The sequence below is a fragment of the Hydrogenophaga sp. genome (assembly GCF_030373245.1).
Classification (GTDB): domain Bacteria; phylum Pseudomonadota; class Gammaproteobacteria; order Burkholderiales; family Burkholderiaceae_C; genus Hydrogenophaga.
Genome location: NZ_JAUCZF010000001.1, coordinates 384,979 through 403,589, shown reverse-complemented (window position 1 = coordinate 403,589; position 18,611 = coordinate 384,979). Strand labels below are relative to the sequence as shown.

General features: G+C 66.4%; 19 protein-coding genes and 1 pseudogene. 13 read left to right on the top strand and 7 right to left on the bottom strand.

What is annotated here, in order from left to right; translation table 11 throughout:
- Positions 1 to 29: 29 nt before the first annotated feature.
- Positions 30 to 746 carry a DUF1045 domain-containing protein gene (locus QUV25_RS02025; RefSeq protein WP_300860936.1) on the bottom strand — a complete coding sequence of 239 codons (717 nt, stop codon included), beginning with the start codon at positions 744 to 746 and terminating at the stop codon, positions 30 to 32.
- The gene (gene phnF, locus QUV25_RS02020) at positions 736 to 1,497 is read right to left on the bottom strand and encodes a phosphonate metabolism transcriptional regulator PhnF (protein WP_300860934.1); all 762 of its coding nucleotides are present in this window, start codon (positions 1,495 to 1,497) and stop codon (positions 736 to 738) included. Before phnF ends, QUV25_RS02025 begins: the two co-directional genes overlap by 11 nt.
- A 75-nt stretch (positions 1,498 to 1,572) precedes the next feature.
- Between phnF and phnG the strand changes: the two genes are divergently transcribed.
- The 12 genes from phnG (at position 1,573) to QUV25_RS01960 (ending at position 12,257) form a co-directional block, all read left to right on the top strand.
- Positions 1,573 to 2,091 (top strand): phosphonate C-P lyase system protein PhnG, encoded by a 519-nt coding sequence (gene phnG, locus QUV25_RS02015; protein WP_300860933.1) that lies wholly within the window; start codon positions 1,573 to 1,575, stop codon positions 2,089 to 2,091.
- On the top strand, positions 2,088 to 2,723 hold the full coding sequence (gene phnH / locus QUV25_RS02010; RefSeq protein ID WP_300860932.1) for a phosphonate C-P lyase system protein PhnH: 636 nt from the start codon (positions 2,088 to 2,090) through the stop codon (positions 2,721 to 2,723). The genes phnG and phnH overlap by 4 nt, the downstream gene beginning before the upstream one ends.
- Before the next feature lie 2 nt (positions 2,724 to 2,725).
- A complete protein-coding gene (locus QUV25_RS02005; protein WP_300860930.1) occupies positions 2,726 to 3,835 on the top strand; it encodes a carbon-phosphorus lyase complex subunit PhnI in 1,110 nt (369 codons plus the stop codon).
- Positions 3,832 to 4,734: an alpha-D-ribose 1-methylphosphonate 5-phosphate C-P-lyase PhnJ gene (locus QUV25_RS02000; RefSeq protein ID WP_300860929.1), complete on the top strand. Its 903-nt coding sequence runs from the start codon at positions 3,832 to 3,834 to the stop codon at positions 4,732 to 4,734. The genes QUV25_RS02005 and QUV25_RS02000 overlap by 4 nt, the downstream gene beginning before the upstream one ends.
- Positions 4,735 to 4,796: 62 nt before the next feature.
- Entirely contained in the window at positions 4,797 to 5,243 is a 447-nt protein-coding gene (locus QUV25_RS01995) for a GNAT family N-acetyltransferase (RefSeq protein ID WP_300861988.1), read from the top strand.
- A 126-nt stretch (positions 5,244 to 5,369) separates the two neighbouring features.
- Positions 5,370 to 6,158, top strand: coding sequence for a phosphonate C-P lyase system protein PhnK (gene phnK, locus QUV25_RS01990; protein ID WP_300860928.1), 789 nt, complete (start codon positions 5,370 to 5,372; stop codon positions 6,156 to 6,158).
- On the top strand, positions 6,155 to 6,871 hold the full coding sequence (phnL, locus tag QUV25_RS01985) for a phosphonate C-P lyase system protein PhnL (RefSeq protein WP_300860927.1): 717 nt from the start codon (positions 6,155 to 6,157) through the stop codon (positions 6,869 to 6,871). Before phnK ends, phnL begins: the two co-directional genes overlap by 4 nt.
- Positions 6,868 to 8,025: an alpha-D-ribose 1-methylphosphonate 5-triphosphate diphosphatase gene (locus QUV25_RS01980; RefSeq protein ID WP_300860925.1), complete on the top strand. Its 1,158-nt coding sequence runs from the start codon at positions 6,868 to 6,870 to the stop codon at positions 8,023 to 8,025. The genes phnL and QUV25_RS01980 overlap by 4 nt, the downstream gene beginning before the upstream one ends.
- Positions 8,026 to 8,215: 190 nt before the next feature.
- The gene (gene phnC, locus QUV25_RS01975; RefSeq protein ID WP_300860923.1) at positions 8,216 to 9,076 is read left to right on the top strand and encodes a phosphonate ABC transporter ATP-binding protein; all 861 of its coding nucleotides are present in this window, start codon (positions 8,216 to 8,218) and stop codon (positions 9,074 to 9,076) included.
- An 89-nt stretch (positions 9,077 to 9,165) separates the two neighbouring features.
- On the top strand, positions 9,166 to 10,110 hold the full coding sequence (gene phnD / locus QUV25_RS01970) for a phosphonate ABC transporter substrate-binding protein (protein WP_300860921.1): 945 nt from the start codon (positions 9,166 to 9,168) through the stop codon (positions 10,108 to 10,110).
- A 118-nt stretch (positions 10,111 to 10,228) separates the two neighbouring features.
- Positions 10,229 to 11,035, top strand: coding sequence for a phosphonate ABC transporter, permease protein PhnE (gene phnE / locus QUV25_RS01965; protein ID WP_300860919.1), 807 nt, complete (start codon positions 10,229 to 10,231; stop codon positions 11,033 to 11,035).
- Between the two features lie 28 nt (positions 11,036 to 11,063).
- A complete protein-coding gene (locus QUV25_RS01960) occupies positions 11,064 to 12,257 on the top strand; it encodes an MFS transporter (protein WP_300860918.1) in 1,194 nt (397 codons plus the stop codon).
- A gap of 158 nt (positions 12,258 to 12,415) precedes the next feature.
- Here the strand turns inward: QUV25_RS01960 and QUV25_RS01955 are convergent.
- A pseudogene (locus tag QUV25_RS01955) lies at positions 12,416 to 12,675 on the bottom strand (EVE domain-containing protein); the annotation flags it as partial.
- A gap of 8 nt (positions 12,676 to 12,683) precedes the next feature.
- Here QUV25_RS01955 and QUV25_RS01950 point away from each other — a divergent pair.
- A complete protein-coding gene (locus QUV25_RS01950; RefSeq protein ID WP_300860917.1) occupies positions 12,684 to 12,872 on the top strand; it encodes a hypothetical protein in 189 nt (62 codons plus the stop codon).
- A 440-nt stretch (positions 12,873 to 13,312) separates the two neighbouring features.
- Here QUV25_RS01950 and QUV25_RS01945 read toward each other — a convergent pair whose 3' ends face one another.
- The 4 genes from QUV25_RS01945 to QUV25_RS01930 all read right to left on the bottom strand — a co-directional run bounded on the left by QUV25_RS01945 (position 13,313) and on the right by QUV25_RS01930 (position 18,400).
- A complete protein-coding gene (locus tag QUV25_RS01945) occupies positions 13,313 to 14,773 on the bottom strand; it encodes a mannose-1-phosphate guanylyltransferase/mannose-6-phosphate isomerase (protein ID WP_300860916.1) in 1,461 nt (486 codons plus the stop codon).
- A complete protein-coding gene (locus tag QUV25_RS01940) occupies positions 14,770 to 14,934 on the bottom strand; it encodes a hypothetical protein (RefSeq protein WP_300860915.1) in 165 nt (54 codons plus the stop codon). The genes QUV25_RS01945 and QUV25_RS01940 overlap by 4 nt, the downstream gene beginning before the upstream one ends.
- Before the next feature lie 137 nt (positions 14,935 to 15,071).
- The gene (locus QUV25_RS01935; RefSeq protein ID WP_300860914.1) at positions 15,072 to 16,595 is read right to left on the bottom strand and encodes a tetratricopeptide repeat protein; all 1,524 of its coding nucleotides are present in this window, start codon (positions 16,593 to 16,595) and stop codon (positions 15,072 to 15,074) included.
- Positions 16,592 to 18,400 carry a glycosyltransferase family 2 protein gene (locus QUV25_RS01930; RefSeq protein ID WP_300860912.1) on the bottom strand — a complete coding sequence of 603 codons (1,809 nt, stop codon included), beginning with the start codon at positions 18,398 to 18,400 and terminating at the stop codon, positions 16,592 to 16,594. The genes QUV25_RS01935 and QUV25_RS01930 overlap by 4 nt, the downstream gene beginning before the upstream one ends.
- Positions 18,401 to 18,611: the final 211 nt, after the last annotated feature.

The window sequence follows — 18,611 nt, the reverse complement described above, 5'->3', positions numbered from 1 at the left end:
GACAGGATGGGCGGTGCCCGTTGCCGCGCTCATTGAGAAAACGCCCAGCGCTCGACGAAAACGAAGTCGGCGCCCTTGGTGGGTTCGACAAACAGCGAGAGTCCATCAAAAAGGCAGCGCGGTAGCGCACCGAACCAGGCCTTTGCCGCATGCTCTAGGCCCTGTACCGTTTGGGCATCGGCCCCTTGCAGGTTGCCGGTGAGCGAGAGGTGGAAGCGGTAGCGCTCCAGCACATAGGGGTAACCCCAGCGCACCAGCAAGGCGTCTTCCTGTGTGGAAAGGCTGCTCTTGCGCCGCCGGCGTTCGAGTTCGTCTGACGACAAGGGCGCGGCCAGCCGGTCCAGCTGGGTCACGCAGGCGCTGGCCACCGCGTTGATGGCGTCCTTGCCGCCTTCCGGGCACAGGGCCAGGAAATCCCCCAGCTGTCTCACCTGAAGGGCCGACATGTCAAAGGCGGTGAACGAGGCTGCCAACGCTTGCAGCGCCCCTCGCAGGTCTTCCAGGCCCACGCCCTCGCTCAGCACGAACGGCGCTTTGAGTGTGGCGTGCCATCCGTAGCGCGCAGGCTCTGCGGTGAGCCGCCGTTGCAGCTCGGGCCCGAGACCGTCGAAGGCGGGCTGTTCGAGTGGGGTTTCGCTGGCCGCGTCACGGCCCAGCCAGTGGCTGCCCGCCTCCCACCAGGCCGAGCCAGGCGGTGGCGCGAAGTAGACGGCGAAGCGGTGGGCCTGGGCGAGATCAATGTTCATCGTGGGTCACCGTGAGCTTGACGCGGTCGCCCGCGAACCAGGTGCTGGCGAACTCGATCGGCACGCCCTCGCTGTCGACGTTCACGCTGGTCACGAACAGCACCGGCCGGTTGACCGGCTGCTTGAGCAAGGCCGCCACCTCCGGGCTGGGCATCTGCGCGGTGATGCGGCTTTCCTTGCGGGTGTAGTCGGTTACACCATGAGCGGTGAAGGCATCGGTGATCGAGCCGGTCTCGCGCAACACCGCTTCGAACCGGTCGAAGCGAGGCAGGGGGAACACCCGGTCGCTCACGTGCAGCGGCTGACCCGCACCCACACCCAGCACCTGCAGGCGCAACACAGGGCTGCGCGCGGGCACCTGCAGAGCCTGCGCCATCGCGGCGGAGGCGCGGGTGCGTTGGGCGTCCTGCACCTCGAAACGCCCTTGCAGACCGGCCTGCGCCATGTTCTGGCGGTGGCGCGTGCGCTTGCCAATGATCAGGTCCACCGCGAAGTCCTCGACATAGGTGCCGCTGCCTTGCGTGATGCGCACCAGGCCCTTCTGGCACAGGCTGGCGAGGGAGCGGCGCACGGTGTGGCGGTTGACGCCGTACTGCTCGGCCAGCACATGCTCCGAAGGCAGACGCTGGCCGGGCTCGTACACGCCGCGCGCAATGGCCTCGGAGATCTCATTGGCGATGCGCGACCAGAAGCTCTGGTTGGCGCGAGGGGCATCCGGAAGGGTGTTTGTGAGGGTCAGAAGTTTTGTCATGAAAGGGACATTTGCCGGCTCTACGCTCAAGGCCTGGATTCAATTTGTCTAGACGTCTTACAAGGTACCACGGACATGTTTCACGCATTTGACAGTTCAGCGCCGAGCCGGCCGAAATCTCCGCTGACCAGGCCCGACTGGATGGCCCTGCTGGCGCGCGCACCGATGCCGGTGCTCGAGGTCGCGCTGGCACCCCACAGCGTGGCGCCGCCGCGCTGGCTGCGCGCTCCTGAGACCGGGCTCATGATGGTGCAGGGCCGCGCGGGCGGCACCGGCGAGCGCTTCAACCTCGGTGAAGTCACCGTGACCCGCTGCGCGCTGCGCCTACCCGGCGCCACCCAGCAGGACCCAGTGGGCGTGGCCTATGTGATGGGACGTTCGCACCGCCACGCTCAGCTTGCGGCGCTGGCCGATGCCATGTTGCAGGACCCGCTGCAACAGCCGGCGCTGGAGGCGCAACTGCTGCAGCCGGTGCGCGACCATCTGGCACAGGAGCAGGCGCGGCGCCTGCTGCGCGTTCAGAGCACGAAGGTCGAGTTCTTCACCGTGGCACGCGAGTCGGGCGGTGCCGACGGCGAAGAGGAGGGCGAATGATGGCTCACGATCTGTCTTCGGTGGGGGCCGGTTTTTCCCATGAGGCCTTTGGCAGCCAGGCGGTGTTCCGGTCTGCCTTGATGGCCCTGTCGCACCCCGGTCGCTGCATCCCGGTGGAACACGATGCCGAGTTGCCCCGACGCGGCAACGCCGCCGCTGCGGTGTTCCTGCTCGCCATGCTCGACGCCGACTGTGGCCTCTGGCTGTCCCCCTCGCTGCGCGACAGCGATGCCGCCATGTGGCTGCGTTTTCACACTGGCTGCCAGCTGCTGGAGCACGCCGAGATGGCCCAGTTTGTCTGGGTGGGCGCTGGCGATCTGCTACCCGAACTGCAGAGCCTGCAGCAGGGCAGCGACGAAAGCCCCGACCAGTCGGCCACCTGCGTGGTCGATGTGAGTTGCCTGTCCGCCGGGCCCGTTGATGACGCTGATGCGCAGCACTGGACGCTCAGCGGCCCCGGCATTCGCGAGCAGGCGACGCTCGGCGTCACCGGCCTGCCCGCTGACTTTGCCGCGCAATGGGCGCTCAACAACGCTGGCTTCCCGCGCGGCGTCGACCTGTTCCTCGCCACCCACGACCAGCTCGTGGGTCTGCCGCGCACCACGCGCATTCACACACCTGTCGAGGCCTGACCATGTACGTTGCCGTCAAGGGCGGAGAAACCGCCATCCTCAACAGCTACCGCCTGCTGGCCGACCAGCGCCGTGGCGACCCGGCCCAGCCCGAGCTCGGTGTGGCGCAGATCCGCGAGCAGCTCAAGCTGGCGGTTGATCGCGTCATGACCGAAGGCTCGGTGTACGACCCCGAGCTCGCCGCCCTGGCCATCAAACAGGCTTCGGGCGATCTGGTTGAAGCCATCTTCCTGCTGCGCGCCTACCGCGCTACGCTACCGCGCCTGGGCACCACCTGCGCGCTGGACACGGCTCGCATGGCGCTGGAGCGCCGCGTCTCGGCCACCTTCAAGGACCTGCCTGGTGGCCAGGTGCTCGGCCCCACCTACGACTACACCCAGCGACTGCTCGACTTCACCCTGCTGGCCAGCGGCGCACCGGTGGTATCGGGTGACGCGGTCGCTGCGGGCGGCGCTCAGCCCGAGGCTTCGCCGCGCGTGGTGGACCTGCTGAACCAGGAAGGCCTGATCGAAACTCGCCCGGTGCCGCCAGGCGATCCTTCGCCGGTGGATCTGACGCGTGAGCCGCTGCGTTTTCCCGCCGACCGCGCCACGCGACTGCAGAACCTGGCGCGCGGTGATGAAGGTTTTCTGCTCGCGATGGCGTATTCGACGCAGCGCGGTTATGCGAACTCGCACCCCTTCGTCGGCGAAATCCGCCTCGGGCAGGTGGCGGTGGAGATCGTGCCCGAGGAACTGGGCTTTGCCATTTCCATCGGTGACATGGAGCTGACCGAATGCGAGATGGTCAACCAGTTCGCTGGCAGCAAGACCGAGCCACCGCAGTTCACGCGCGGCTACGGCCTGGCCTTTGGCCACAGCGAGCGCAAGGCCATGGCCATGAGCCTGGTGGACCGCGCCTTGCGTGCCGACGAACTCGGTGAGGCCGTGTCGTCGCCGGCCCAGATGCCCGAGTTCGTGCTCTCGCACAGCGACAGCCTGGAGGCCTCGGGCTTTGTGCAGCATTTGAAGCTGCCGCACTACGTCGACTTCCAGTCCGAGCTGGAGCTGGTGCGCAAGATGCGCGCCGTGGCCGTCACACAGCCCATCGCCGAAGAAGAGGATGCCGCATGAACGCACCGTACGAAGCCGTGGCGCTGGAGCGCCTGCCCGAGCCCTCCGTCGAACGCGCGGCCGAGGTCAACTTCGCCTACCTCGATGAACGCACCAAGCGCATGATCCGCCGCGCCATCCTCAAGGCCGTGGCCATTCCTGGCTACCAGGTGCCGTTCGGTTCGCGCGAGATGCCGCTGCCCTACGGCTGGGGCACCGGCGGCATCCAGGTGACCGCCTCGGTGATCGGGCCGGACGACACCTTGAAGGTCATCGACCAGGGCTCGGACGACACCGTCAACGCGGTCAACATCCGGCGCTTCTTCCAGCGCACCACCGGTGTGGCCACCACCACGCGCACTGTGGACGCCACGCTGATCCAGACGCGCCACCGCATCCCCGAGATCCCTCTGGTTGAAGGACAGGTGCTGGTGTATCAGGTGCCGGTGCCCGAGCCCATGCAGCGCCTGGAGCCGCGCGAGACCGAGACACGCACCCTGCACGGCCTGGCCGAATACGGGTTGATGCACGTGAAGCTCTACGAAGACATCGCGCGCTATGGCCACATCGCCACCACCTACGACTACCCCGTGCTGGTCAACGGCCGCTACGTGATGGCGCCGTCGCCGATCCCGAAGTTCGACAACCCCAAGATGCACATGAACCCCGCCCTGCAGCTGTTTGGCGCCGGGCGCGAGAAGCGCATTTACGCCGTGCCGCCGTACACGTCGGTCGAAAGCTTGGGTTTCGAGGACTATCCGTTCGAGGTGCAGCGCTGGGACGCCGCCTGCGCCCTGTGCGGCGCCACGGATTCCTTCCTCGACGAGGTGATCACCGATGACGCTGGTGCGCGCATGCATGTGTGCTCGGACTCGGACTATTGCCAGTCGCGCCAGCCGACTGGCGGGACGCCGACATGAGCGCCGCGCAGGGCCGCTCCCAAGCAAGCTCGCACCGCAGCCCGCAGGGCGGAGGTACGTCAATACACCCCCTGATCCGGCAGGCCACTGAGGCCGATCTGGACCATGTGCTGACGCTCTATCTCCAGTCCGGCCTCGACAGCCGGGTGCTGGAGCCCGCGCAGGCGCGTGCGCTGTTCCGCCGCTTCGCCGAGTACCCCAGCTACCGGCTGTTTGTTGCCTGCGACGCCCAAGGTGGTGCCGTGGTCGGCAGCTACGCGCTGCTGGTGATGCACAACCTGGCTCACAACGGCACGCCGTCGGCCATCGCCGAGGACGTGGTCGTGGCACCCGAGCGCCAGGGCCAGGGCATTGGCCGCCTGCTTATGGCCCATGCCTTGCAGCAAGCACGCGATGCCGGTTGCTACAAGCTGGCCTTGTCGTCGAACGCCAAACGCCAGGCCGCACACGCCTTCTACGAATCCCTCGGCTTCCAGCGCCACGGCTTCAGCTTCGTCGTAGAGATATGAAAAATCCCCGCCGCGCTTTGCGTGAACCCCTCCAGGGAGCAACACCATTGGCCCGGAAAAGCCGGTTTCAAGGCGTTCCCGGATGGCGCCTGGGCAGGCGCTGCGGATCACCAAGAGGAAACTGATGTGAAAAATTCTTTGTCTTCAACCCCCTTGCTGCGTGTGCGCGGCGTGGCCAAGCGCTACGGCGATCGTGTCGCGCTCCACGAGGCGTCTTTCGATCTCTGGTCGGGCGAGGTGCTGGCCGTGGTGGGCGAGTCCGGCTCGGGCAAGACCACCCTGCTCAACGCCATCGCTGCGCGCACCACACCCGACGCCGGCAGCGTCGAGTTCCTGGGCCGCGATGGCCTGCTGCAGGACGTGCACACCATGTCGCAGGCGCAGCAGCGCCTGCTGGCGCGCACCGACTGGGGCTTCGTGCATCAGAACGCAGCCGATGGTCTGCGTATGGACGTGTCAGCCGGTGCCAACGTGGGCGAGCGCCTGATGGGCCTGGGCGAGCGCCATTACGGGCGGCTGCGTTGTACCGCCGAAGAGTGGCTGCAGCGTGTCGAGATCGACCCGATCCGCATCGACGACGCCCCGCGCACCTTCTCCGGCGGCATGCGCCAGCGCCTGCAGATCGCGCGCAACCTAGTCACCCAGCCACGACTGGTCTTCATGGATGAGCCTACGTCGGGCCTCGACGTGTCGGTGCAGGCCCGCCTGCTTGACCTGATGCGCCAGCTCACGCGCCAGATGCACCTGGCCGCGATCATCGTCACGCACGACCTGGCTGTGGCCCGCCTGCTGGCCCACCGCATGATGGTGATGCAGCGCGGCCGCGTGGTCGAAGCGGGCCTCACCGACCAGGTGCTCGACGACCCGCAACACCCCTACACCCAGCTCCTCGTCTCTTCGGTACTGCAACCATGAACCCACCCCTGCTTCAGATGAAAGGGGTGGCCAAACGCTTCACCCTGCACCACCAGAGCGGCGCCGAACTCTCGGTGCTGAACAACGTCGATCTGGATGTCCGGCCCGGAGAATGCGTGGTGCTCGACGGCCCTTCTGGCATGGGCAAGAGCACGCTGCTCAAGCTCATCTACGCCAACTACCGCGCCACCGAAGGCCGCATCACGGTGGCGCCTCCGGGCAGCGCGCCGGTGGAGGTGACCGAGGCCACGCCGCGCGAGCTGGTGCGGCTGCGTCGCGAAAGCATCGGCTACGTGAGCCAGTTCCTGCGCGTGATTCCCCGCGTGTCGGCGCTCGACGTGGTGGCTGAGCCGTTGATGGAAGACAGCGGCGACGACCCGGCGGCGCTGGAGTCCGCCCGCGAGCAGGCACGCGCCTGGCTCACCCGATTGCGCATCCCTGAGCACCTGTGGGCTTTGCCGCCGGCCACATTCTCCGGCGGCGAACAGCAGCGCGTGAACATCGCTCGCAACATGATCAAGCCACGCCCGCTGATGCTGCTCGACGAGCCCACGGCCTCGCTCGACGCGGCCAACACCCGCACCGTGATCGAGCTGATCCAGGAGGCCGCCGCGCGCGGCGCCGCACTGGTCGGCATTTTTCATGACGCCCATGTCGGCGACGCCGTGGCCACGCGCCGCGTCAACGTCGCTGATTTCAGGAGTGCAGCATGAACCCGCCCATCGTGTTCAAGAACGCCCGTTTGGTCCTTCCCGACGAGGTGCAGACCGGCAGCCTTTCGGTGGAGGCCGGTCGCATCGCCGGGTTCGGTGCCAGCAACAGTTCACTGCCGCAGGCCATCGACCTGGAGGGCGACTTCCTCATGCCCGGCTTCATCGAGGTGCATACCGACAATTTCGAACGCCACCTGATGCCGCGTCCCAAGGTGCAGTGGGCCGAGATGCCCGCGCTGCTGGCGCACGACGCAGAGATCGCCGCCGCCGGCATCACCACCGTGTTTGATGCGCTGGGGGTGGGCGATGCCGACCACGAGAGCCTGCGCGGCACCGCCTGGGACGCAGTGCTGCAGACGCTGGACGCCTGCGCGGCTGAAAACGTGCTGCGCGCCGACCACCACCTGCACGTGCGTTGCGAGCTGCCGGCGCACAACACCATTGACCTGTTCCAGCCCTTCCACGGGCATGAGCGCCTGTCGCTGATCTCGCTAATGGACCACACGCCCGGTCAGCGCCAGTGGGAAAACATCGAACATGCGCGCATCTACTACACCGGCAAGAAGGGGTGGAGCCAGCAAAAGTTCGAGCACCAGGTGGCGCACGCCGAGCGCCTGCAGGCGCAATACGCCGAGCCGCACCGCGACTACTTCGTGCACTACTGCCGCGAGCACGGCATCGCGCTGGCCAGCCACGACGACACCACCGTCGCGCATGTGGAACAGGCACATGCCGAAGGTGCCAGCATGTCCGAATTCCCGACCACCCTGGCCGCCGCACAGGCCGCGCGCGAGCGTGGCCTGCTGACGGTGATGGGTGGACCCAACGTGGTGCGCGGCGGCTCTCATTCGGGCAACGTGGCCGCAGCCGATCTGGCGCGCCACGGCCTGCTCGACATCCTCTCCAGCGACTATGTGCCGGGCAGCCTGCTCAGCGCCGTGTTGCGGTTGGTGGCCGATGAGATCCTGAGCCTGCCCGAGGCCGTAGCCATCGTCAGTCGCAACCCGGCCCGCGCCACCGGTCTGCACGACCGAGGCGCTATCGAGTCCGGTCTGCGCGCCGACCTGGTCCAGGTGCGCGTGGTGGACATGCCCAACGGCGTGCGCCACGGCGTCGTGCGTGCGGTCTGGAGAGAAGGCATGCGGGTTTTATGACCCCTCGCGCCGCCTGCGGCGTCACCCCTCAGGGGGCGATGCGAGTGGCCCGGCAAAGCCGGTTCCACCGCATCCTGGGTGAAGTCACTTCGCGCCGGAGGGGGTGTCTTCCAATCTTCCGTGAACCGTCAAACGACTGTCACAACGCGAAACCAAACTCAGCGTGTCTAGACAACTTTGGAGCCCACCCATGACCAATGCCCTGCGAATTCACAAACTGAACAAGCATTTCGCCAACGGCAAACACGCCCTGTGCGACATCAACCTGGAGATTTGCCAGGGTGAGATGGTGGCCCTGATCGGTGCCTCCGGCTCCGGCAAGTCCACGTTGCTGCGCCATGTGGCGGGCCTGGTGGTGGCCGACGCGGGCGAAGGCTCGCTGATCGAGATCGACGGCCAGTGCGTGCAGCAAGGCGGCCGAGTGCACCGGGACATCCGCAAGGTGCGCTCGCAGATTGGCTTCGTGTTCCAGCAGTTCAACCTGGTGGACAGACTGCCGGTGATGGCCAATGTGCTGGTCGGTCGTCTGCACCAGATGCCGCTGTGGCGCGGCCTGACCCGATGGTTCAACGCCCAGGAGCGGGCGCTGGCCATTGAAGCGCTCGCCCGCGTTGGCATCGCCGAATGCCACGCGCAGCGCGCCTCCACGCTGTCGGGTGGCCAGCAGCAGCGCGCCGCCATCGCCCGCACGCTGGTGCAGGGCGCCAAGGTGGTGCTGGCCGACGAGCCGATCGCCTCGCTCGACCCCGAATCCTCGCGCAATGTCATGGAGATCCTCACGCGCATCAACCGCGAAGACGGCTCCACCGTCGTGGTGTCGCTGCATCAGGTGGACATGGCCTTGAAGTACTGCCCGCGCGTGATTGCGTTGCGCCAGGGCCAGGTGGTGTTCGACGGCGCTGCGGCGTCGCTCACCCCGTCCCTGTTGCGCGAGCTCTATGGCATGCAGGCTGACGAAATGCTGATGGGCGAGGCACCTGTTGGCCCACCGGCCCACGCGTCCAACTTGCCCGGGCGCCAGTGGCCCGCACCGCTGGCCCAGGTGGCCTGAGAGCCGCACCCAGTTTCCCGCCTTTGTTTCCCCCGTTTCCCGCTGTCATCCGTTTTCCGTTTTCAACCCCTTCTCACGGAGTCTTTCCCATGTTCAAGAAAACCCTGGCCGGCCTCGCGCTCGGTCTCACCCTCACCGGCGCCCTGGCGCAGGACATCAACTTCGGCATCATCTCGACCGAGTCGACGCAGAACCTCAAGGCAGACTGGCAACCCCTGCTCGACGACATGGCCAAGCAGACCGGCTTCAAGGTCACGGCCTTCTTCGCGCCCGACTACGCCGGCGTGATCGAAGCCATGCGGTTCAACAAAGTGCACGTGGCTTGGTACGGCAACAAGTCGGCCATCGAGGCCGTGGACCGCGCCAGCGGCGAAGTGTTTGCCCAGATGGTCAACGCCGACGGCACCGATGGTTATTACTCGCACCTGATCGTGCACAAGGACAGTCCGATCAAGTCGCTCGACGACGTACTCAAGAACGGCAAGAGCTACAGCTTCGGCAACGGCGACCCGAACTCCACCTCCGGCTTTGTCGTGCCGAGCTTCTACGTGTTCGCCAAGAACAAGGTCGACCCGCGCACGCATTTCAAGGTCGTGCGTTCCGCCAACCACGAAACCAACGCCCTGGCCGTGGCCAACCAGCAGGTCGACATCGCCACCAACAACAGCGAGAACCTGGCCAAGATCGAGCAAAGGTTCCCTGAGAAGCGCAAGGACATCCGCGTGATCTGGACATCTCCGCTGATTGCTTCGGATCCGCTGGTGATGCGCAAGGACCTGCCGGAAGCCACCAAGACCAAGATCAAGAACTTCCTCTTCACCTACGGCAAGACCGATCCCAATCAAAAGGCGATCCTCATGAAGCTTTCGAAGATCACGGGCTTTAAGCCGTCCACCAACGCCCAGCTGCTGCCGATCCGCCAGCTGGACCTGTTCGGCAAGCGCACCAAGATCGAGTCCGACACCGCGCTGAGCGAAGCCGACAAGATGGCCAAGCTGGCCGAAATCGACAAGCTGCTGGCCGCGCTGAACTGATCCTTCCTCCTTCAGCACGCCTTCCCTGGCGTTGTTCACCCGGACCGCTCGCGGCACCCTGCTGCGCGCGGTCTGCGGCAGAAGTTTGCCCTCGATTTCTCTTACCCGGCCCACGACCATGTCCACCACGCTCAACGTCCACCGCCTGACACCGGCCGTGGTTCCTGCCCCGAAACGCAGCCTGATCTGGTACCTCTCGTGGGCTGCCCTCCTGCTGCTGCTGGCGGGCTCGTGGAACGGCGCCGACATGCGCCCGCTCGACCTGATCCGCGACTCGGGCAACATGGCCACCTACGCGGCCGATTTTTTTCCACCCGATTTTTCCCAGTGGAAGCTGTACCTGAGCGAGATCATCATCACGCTGCAGATCGCGCTCTGGGGAACGGCGCTGGCCGTGATCACCGCCATCCCGCTGGGCCTGCTGGCCTCCAGCAACATCACGCCCTGGTGGGTGCACCAGCCGGTGCGCCGCCTGATGGACGCGTTTCGTGCCATCAACGAAATGGTGTTCGCCATGTTGTTCGTGGTCGCAGTTGGCCTCGGGCCTTTTGCCGGCGTTCTGGCGCTGTGGATCCACACCGCGGGCGTTCTGGCCAAGCTGTTCTCTGAGGCGGTGGAGGCCATCGACCCGCAGCCGGTGGAGGGCATCCGATCGACCGGTGCGAGTGCGCTGCACGAGATCGTCTACGGCGTGATCCCGCAGGTCATGCCACTGTGGATTTCCTACATGCTCTACCGATTTGAGTCCAATGTGCGCTCGGCTTCGGTGGTGGGCATGGTGGGCGCCGGCGGCATCGGTGTGGTGCTGTGGGAAATCATCCGCGGCTTCCAGTACGCCGAAACCTGCGCGGTGATGCTGATGATCATTGTCACGGTGAGCGTGATCGACCTCATCTCCTCTCGCATTCGAAAAGTGCTCGTCTGAGTGCTGTGCCCGACGTAGAGTCGGCACCATGCTGATCTCGCATCGCACTTCGGTGGTCGCTCGCCTGGGCACCGCGCAGACGCTGGCCTGGGCCTCGTCTTACTACCTGCCGGCCATGCTGGCCACTGCGATGGCCGCGGACCTGGGTGTGTCCGTGCCCATGGTCTTTGGTGCGTTTTCTTTTGGCCTTGTTGTCTCGGCGGTGTTTGGCCGCTGGGCAGGGCAGTTGATCGACCACCATGGTGGCCGTCCGGTGCTGATCGGCACCAACTGGTTGTTCGCGGCCGGGCTGGCGGCGCTGGCGATGGCGCAGGGCCCGGTGCTGCTGTTCCTGGCCTGGGGCGTGATAGGGGTGGCCATGGCTGCGGGCTTGTACGACGCTGCGTTTGCGACCCTGGTGCGTCTGTATGGCCACGACGCGCGCAGCAGCATCACCGGCATCACCCTGGTCGCCGGTTTCGCCAGCACGGTCGGCTGGCCGCTCACGGCCTGGCTGGAACTCGAATTCGGCTGGCGCGGGGCCTGCCTGTGCTGGGCGGGCCTGCACCTGCTGCTCGGACTGCCGCTCAACGCGTCCTTGCCGCGCAGCGGAGCAGCGCCCGGTGTAAACCCGGTGCCAGTGGCTGTGTCACCCATCGCCGCAGCAGCACCGGCGGTGGCGCCAGGTGCCACGTTCTGGCCAACGGTCCTGCTGTCGCTGGTCTTCGCCGTCACCTGGTTCACCAGCACCGCGATGGCGGCCCACCTGCCGCGCCTGCTGCAGGCCCACGGGCTGACGCTGGCCGCCGCGCTGGCCCTGGCGGCCTTGGTGGGGCCAGCCCAGGTAGCGGCCCGCCTGCTGGAATTCGGCTTTCTGCGCAAGGTACACCCCTTGGTTTCGGCCCAGCTCGCGACAGCGGCGCACCCGGTGGGGGCGCTGCTCCTGATGGCGATCGGCGGCCCGGCGGCGATGCTGTTCACGCTGCTGCACGGTGCGGGCAACGGCATCCTCACCATCGCCAAGGGAACCTTGCCCCTGGTGATCTTCGGGCCGCAAGGGTATGGCGCGCGGCAGGGCTTGCTGATGGTGCCAGCGCGAGTGGCACAGGCCGTTGCGCCCTTGGCCTTTGGCCTGGCGATTGACCGGCTCGGGGGGGATGCCCTCTGGGTGTCCACCGGGGTTGGCCTGGTCGGCCTGACCGCACTGGTGTGGTTGCAGCGCAGCGGCCCGGTGGCGCGGTAGCGGCGGCGTGTTGGGCAGGCTGGCTCGTTGCTCCTAACGGACCAAGTCGTGTGTGCCCAGGCCGCAGGGCCGGCCACCCGGGAAGAGTCCCACCGGACAGCACCTGTCTAAGCCGCGAGTTGCTTTCTTTCTGACCCTCACGTGTGTTCCCAAGCCTTCTTCAGATCGATCGGCAGCCGGCGCGGCTGGTCGGGTTGGGACCTGGGATCGAAGTAGGGTGAGGCCGTTTCGAGCTGGGTCGGGCCCGGGCGAATGCCCGAGGGCGCCTCGACGATGCTGGCGATGCCCAACTCCGGGCAGCTGGAGTGGTAGCGCAACACGCCATCACCCACCCGCATCGCATCGCGCATGAAGTTGCGCGCCTGGTAGTTGCCTACGTGTCGGTCCAGGGCATGGTTGAGCCTGGCGCGGCCAGCAAGCGGCGTGGTGCAGGTCATCGTTTGGAAAGCGCTGCGCGAACGCCAGCGCGCCGCACTCACCCGCTCACGCCTGCTTGCGGTCTACGGCACCTGGCAACGCGACGGCGAGGTGCGCAACCTGATCGCCGGCCACCTGGAAGATCCGACGCCGCTGCTCGGCCGGCTGGCGGCAGGACGCAGCCGGGATTTTCATTGAGGGGGGTGAATGTCGGAAGGCGGCCAGGAGCGGTCGAAGTCCAAAAGGGGATGCAGTCGCTCAGCGTCCATGGCCAACGGCGCACAACACGCGCCGCGAAGCGGCAACCTGTTGTTGTGTGTCTGCTTGGGCCGACGTGTTAAACCGCATGTGTGACCTTGATTTTGGGTTCATTCATGGACACAACTTTTGCGATGTGATCTAGGCAAAGCAAAGCCCAATGCTTAAACGGGCCGGGATAGTCTGCCGATGCGTGTGTCTGATCCACAGCGATTCGCGCCAGGCATCGGATCAGCCAACCCGCCCGGACTACTCACCCGGGTCGACGCAAATCGTTCGTTTCTTGGCGGCGCCCTTCAGCGGATGCCGAAGCTGATAGAAGGAAAGCTGTTGCTGACAAGGAGCCGCCTCCAAGGCGGTTCTTACCTTGCCAGACCGCATCATGTCGTGACGCGTCCGTAGGTGTCTTCGAAGCGCACGATGTCGTCCTCGCCGAGGTAGCCACCACTTTGCACTTCGATGATCTCCAACGGCACCCGACCGGGATTGTGCAAGCGGTGTGTCTGTCCCAACGGGATGTAGGTGCTCTGGTTTTCCGTGAGCATGATCACCTTGTCGCCGTTGGTGACCTCGGCCGTGCCGCTGACGACGATCCAGTGTTCCGCACGGTGGTGGTGCATCTGCAGACTCAAGGACGCACCCGGCTTGACCATGATTCGTTTGACCTGGTGGCGCGGACCTTGGTCGATGCCGTCGTACCAGCCCCATGGACGCTGCACCTTGCGGTGCAAGGCTTGCTCGCCTCGTCGCTCAGCACCGATCTGACTGACGATCTGCTTCACGTCCTGACTTTTCTTGCGGCTAGCGACCAGCACCGCGTCGGCGGTCTCTACCACCACCACGTCGTCCATGCCGACCACGGTGACCAGGCGACTGGTGGCGTGCACCAGGGTGTTGTAGCTGTCGTTGACGATGGCGTCACCAACGGCCACGTTGCCAGCGGCGTCTTTGGGGGCGACTTGCCAGACCGCTTCCCACGCGCCGAGGTCGTTCCAGCCAGCGTCGAGCTCCTGCATGCGGATGTCAAGCACCCCCGGGCACTTCTCCATCACCGCGCAGTCGATGGACTCAGCGGGCACGGCCGCAAACTCGTGCTTGCCTGGACGCACGAACTGGGCGTCGCTGGTCTTTGCGGCCCAGGCCCTCTGGCAAGCGGCGACCATGTCCGGACGAAAGCGTTCGAGCGCTGCGATCCACACCGAAGCGCGCAAGACGAATATGCTGGCGTTCCAGTAGTAGCTGCCGGCCGCGAGATACCGCTGAGCAGTGGCGAGGTCGGGCTTCTCGACAAACTGCGCCACCGTCTGGCTCGGCGCCGCTCCTTGAGCCCGGATGTAGCCGTAGCCAGTTTCGGGACGGTCGGGCCTGATACCCAGGATCACGACAGCGCCGTCGGCCGCTTGCACCACGGCGCGTTGAACGGCAGCGGTGAAGGCGGTCTGGTCGGTGATGGTCTGGTCAGCGGCAGTGACGACCAGCACCGGGTCTGCGTTGTCCCCGTGGGTGGCACGCGCCGCATCGAGCGCTTGCAGGGCTGCCAGCATCAGCGCCGGCGCGGTGTTGCGGCTCATCGGTTCCAGCAACACGGCAGCCGGCTCGGTGCGTGCCTCGCGCATCTGGTCCAGCACCAGGAAGCCGTGATCTTCGTTGCCGACGATCAATGGCGCCAGCAGCGTCTGACCAGACGTCGCCAGTCCGTGAATCCGTGCCACGGCCTGCTGGAACGAGCTGGTGTGGCCAGACAGCACCAAAAATGGCTTGGGATGGGCGGCCCGCGACAGCGGCCACAGGCGCGTGTCCGAACCGCCGACCATGACCACCGGTTGTACGAGAAGGTTCATGTCGAGTATCCGTTGGGGTTGAACGATTGCCAGCGCTCGGTCGGCGCGTCTGGTGGCGCAGCGGGTTCCTTGCGCTCTGCTGTTGAAGGCGTGTTGCGGGCCGATATGGCGGTGTGGGACGCCGCGCTGGTCTGGGCTGTCTCGCTTGGGGTCAATGACATGGGTCCTCCTGAAGGTGGCGACGCAGTGAGCTGGCAGAGGGGACTGGCTTCGCTCTGTAACGACAACGCCTGGAGAGGGCATGTATTCCACGCGATGTGTGACCACCTGTCGCATCGACCCGCGTGCCTTTGGCCTGCTAGTGCCTGTATTGCAGCGTGAGGCGGGCGATCCCCCGACTGAAGCCCCCGTCGGACAGGGTTCGGGAGGTGGAGTGGTCATACGCCGCTTCGATGGCCAGCTGCGTGCTGACTTCCCAGGTCAGTCTGGCGTTGGCGCTGCGTATCGGCCTCTCGTCGCCAGGCCGGGACTTTTCCAGCCCCGTGGCCCAGCCCAGCTGCCACCGCAGGCCTGTGGGTAGCCGGCCCGACGCTTGCAGCGTGAGCTCGTCAGACCGGTAGTCTGCCGGGTTGAAGTAGCCGCTCTGGCCGGGCAGGCTGAAGCCATAGCGGTTGTGGCGGTAGCCGACATGAACGCGCGGCACGTCCCGCACACGGCGCTCTGCCTCGAACTGCCAGCCGTCACCGCGATTGCTGTCTGACAGGCGTGAGCTGTGCACGCGCACGGTCCAGCGCGTCAGTTCGTCTGGCAACAGGTCGGCCGACAGCTTGATCTGCGTGGCAGTGAGCCCCTTTCTCAGCGTCTCCTCGCTGTCGAAGGTCCAGCGCGAGGAGCCCAGGTCCAGGCGCAGGAGATCGCTGGGCCACCAGGTCAGGTAGGTGTCGTGCACCAGGCGGCTGTGGTCGCCGGTGCTGCCGGTGGTGTCGATCAGGTCGAGTCCTGCGCGGCCGTTCCATTCCAGGTCATCGTTCAACCGCCAGCGGGCTTGGGCACTGGGGCGGACCACATCGATGCGGCTCACCGTTCCGGCGGTCGGAACGAAGCGGGTGGTGCGCAGGTGCAAACCGACGTGGCCGCGCCCCAGTGCCACCGGGTGTTGTGTGGCCAGCGAGAGGTCTCGGATGCGCAGGCGGTCGGACTGGTCGAACTCGCGCCAGTCGAACGTGGTTTGTTGCCGCGAGTCGTTTTCCAGCTGCTTCAGAAGCTTGGCTGCGCGTGCGTCGTCGGCATCGGCCGCCAGTTGCGCGCGCAGCACGCTCTGGGCGCGGTCGGCCCGGCCCATCCAGGAAAGCGACTCGGCCAAGATCACAGTCGCCTCGCGGTCGTGCGGGTGATCCTGGAGGTACTCCTGCATCAGGGCCGCCGCTTCGCGGTGGCGGCCGCGCCAACTCTGGACGCGGCCCACGCCACGGCGCGCCTCTGCGTCGAGCGGCAAGTCACGAAGCAGAGCCTCGTACTGCGCCAGGGCCAGCGATTGCCGGCCAGCCCACGACAGCGCGCGCGCCATTCCCAGCCGCGCACGGTACTGCGCCACCGGGTCCTGCGTGGCCCCGGCTTCGCGGTACAGCGCGATGGCCTCATCGAGTTGGCCGGCCCAGGTGTGCTGGTCTGCCCATTCCTGCAACCACTCTGGTCGGCGGTGCGGCGCCGCTTGCACGGCGCGCCCGAAGGCCGCGATGGCGTCGGCATGGCGGTCGGCGCGCGCAGCCTCACGCGCTTGTTGTGCCGCCCGGTCGGCCGCATCGGCAGCCTGTGCGGGTGCCCACGCTCCCAGCAACGCGCCGCAGCACAGTGCACAAAGGTGTCGAAACAGGCGCTTCATGACTGCAGCTCCGTCGTGGTGCGCTGGCGGCGCTGGAGCAAGGCGGACGCGGCGGGTGCCAAGCGCAGGCCCACGACGCAGGCCAGCACCCAGGCAGCGCCCATCACTGCCAGGTTCATGCCCTGGCTGATGAAGTAGACGATCCAGCCGCCCTGCGCGGCGCACAGGGTGACCTCGGTCGTCAGGTAGGCCATCCGTGTCGATTTCGAGCGCGAAGCGGCTGGTGCTGGCGCGCTTGCCGGGCCCGCCTCTTTCGGTTTCGCGGTGGGGCCAGTCGTTCCGTCGGCGGCCGTGGCGCTCGCGGTCTTGGGCGTTCGCTCAAACTCGGCGTGCATCGGGCCGAACAGGCCTTCCAGAAACGCGCAGAAGTGGTGCGGCACCATGCCGGTGTTGATGATCAGATAGGGAACCAGTCTGGCGCAGCGGCGCGCAAAGCTGCCACGATTGGAACCTTGGCCATGGCGTGTCTCTGCCGTGGCCAACACGCCCGCCAGCAAGGCGAACAGCAGTGGTGGCACCAGATAGGCCAGCAGCGCGGCCTCGGTGCCGTAGGAGCCCAACCACAGACCCTTGGCCATCAGGAAGGGCAGCACTGCGATCCAGGCGGTCCACAAAGGCCATTGCCAGGAGATGCAGGCCAGATAGACCAGAAAGGCCTTGCGTGCCCAGTGGGTCCGGTAGTCGAAGACCAGGCCGCGAAGATGCAATCGCTGCAGCTGCGCCCAGCCCTGCGTCCATCGCTTCTGCTGCAGGCGGTACGCGGCCAGGGTCTGCGGCAGCTCCGCTGGTACCGCCAGCTGCCGGATGAAGCGGCTGCGGTAGCCGTGCAGCAGGGCGCGCACGCTGAGTTCGCAGTCTTCGACCAGACTGGCTGAGCGCCAGCCGCCCACCGCTTCGATCGCCGAGGCGCGCCAGACGCCTGCGGTGCCGGTGAAGTTGACCCAGTCAATGTTGGCGGAACGCCAGGACTGCTGCAGCGAGTGGTGGTCGTCGACCCAGAGCGCCTGCGCACCGGTGAGCAGCGACTCGTCGTCGTTGAGATGGCCCCATTGGGCCTGCACCAGCGCCAGGCTGGGAATGCCGCGGCCTGCGGCGTCGTAGAAGTGCGGCAGCGCACGCTCCAGGTAGTCCGGCGGCGGCACGAAGTCGGCGTCGAAGATGGCGATGAACTCGGCATCGGTCTCCTGGCGCCCGTGCTCCAGTGCGCCAGCCTTGTAGCCGGTGCGGATGGGCCGGTGGATCCAGGTGCAGCTGATACCGGTGCGCTCTCGCACACGGGCGCAGACACCCAGCACCATTTTGCGGGTTGCCTCGTCGGTCGAGTCGTCCAGAACCTGGATGACCAGCAGTTCCCGGGGCCATCGGATGGCTGCTGCGGCCTCGATGATGCGGCTGGCGACTGCATGCTCATTGAACATCGGCAACTGGATGCACACCTTGGGCAGGTGCATCGGCAGCCGGCCAGAAGGGTGAGGGGTTCTTCCCCGCCAGTAAAACCCGATCCGCTCCAGCAGACCGAAGGCCAGCATCACCAGGATCAGCAGATAGGGCAGGTGCAGCAGCAGGGCCAAGCCCCAAGAACCTGGCGAATCGAGCGCCTGGCCGGTCGTTCCGATCGCCATCTGATGAACAAAAAGACCCCCATAGCACATGGCCGCAGCACCCGCCGGCCACCACCACCTCAGGCGCGACCTGGGCGCTGCGGCAGCGGTGCTGCCCACGCTGCGCTGCGGTGTCCGCAGCATGGGCCCGGGCGAGATGTCCAGCGTGACGGTGCTGACGTCGTCGTGGTTCCGCTCAGCCATGGTGGACAAGGCTCGTGACCGAGATCGCGGTCGGGTGGCAGGGCAATCGCATGGGGCATCCTTTGGCTGGCGTGGCAGCGACGCGGCCGGTGTGTCCGGCTGTGCTGTACGACGACAACGCGTGGGAATGCCATTTATTCCCGCCGAAGGTGTTGGACCCCGTCGCTGCGGCAGGCAACGCCAAGCTGGGCCTTTCCAAGCCAGGCCATGC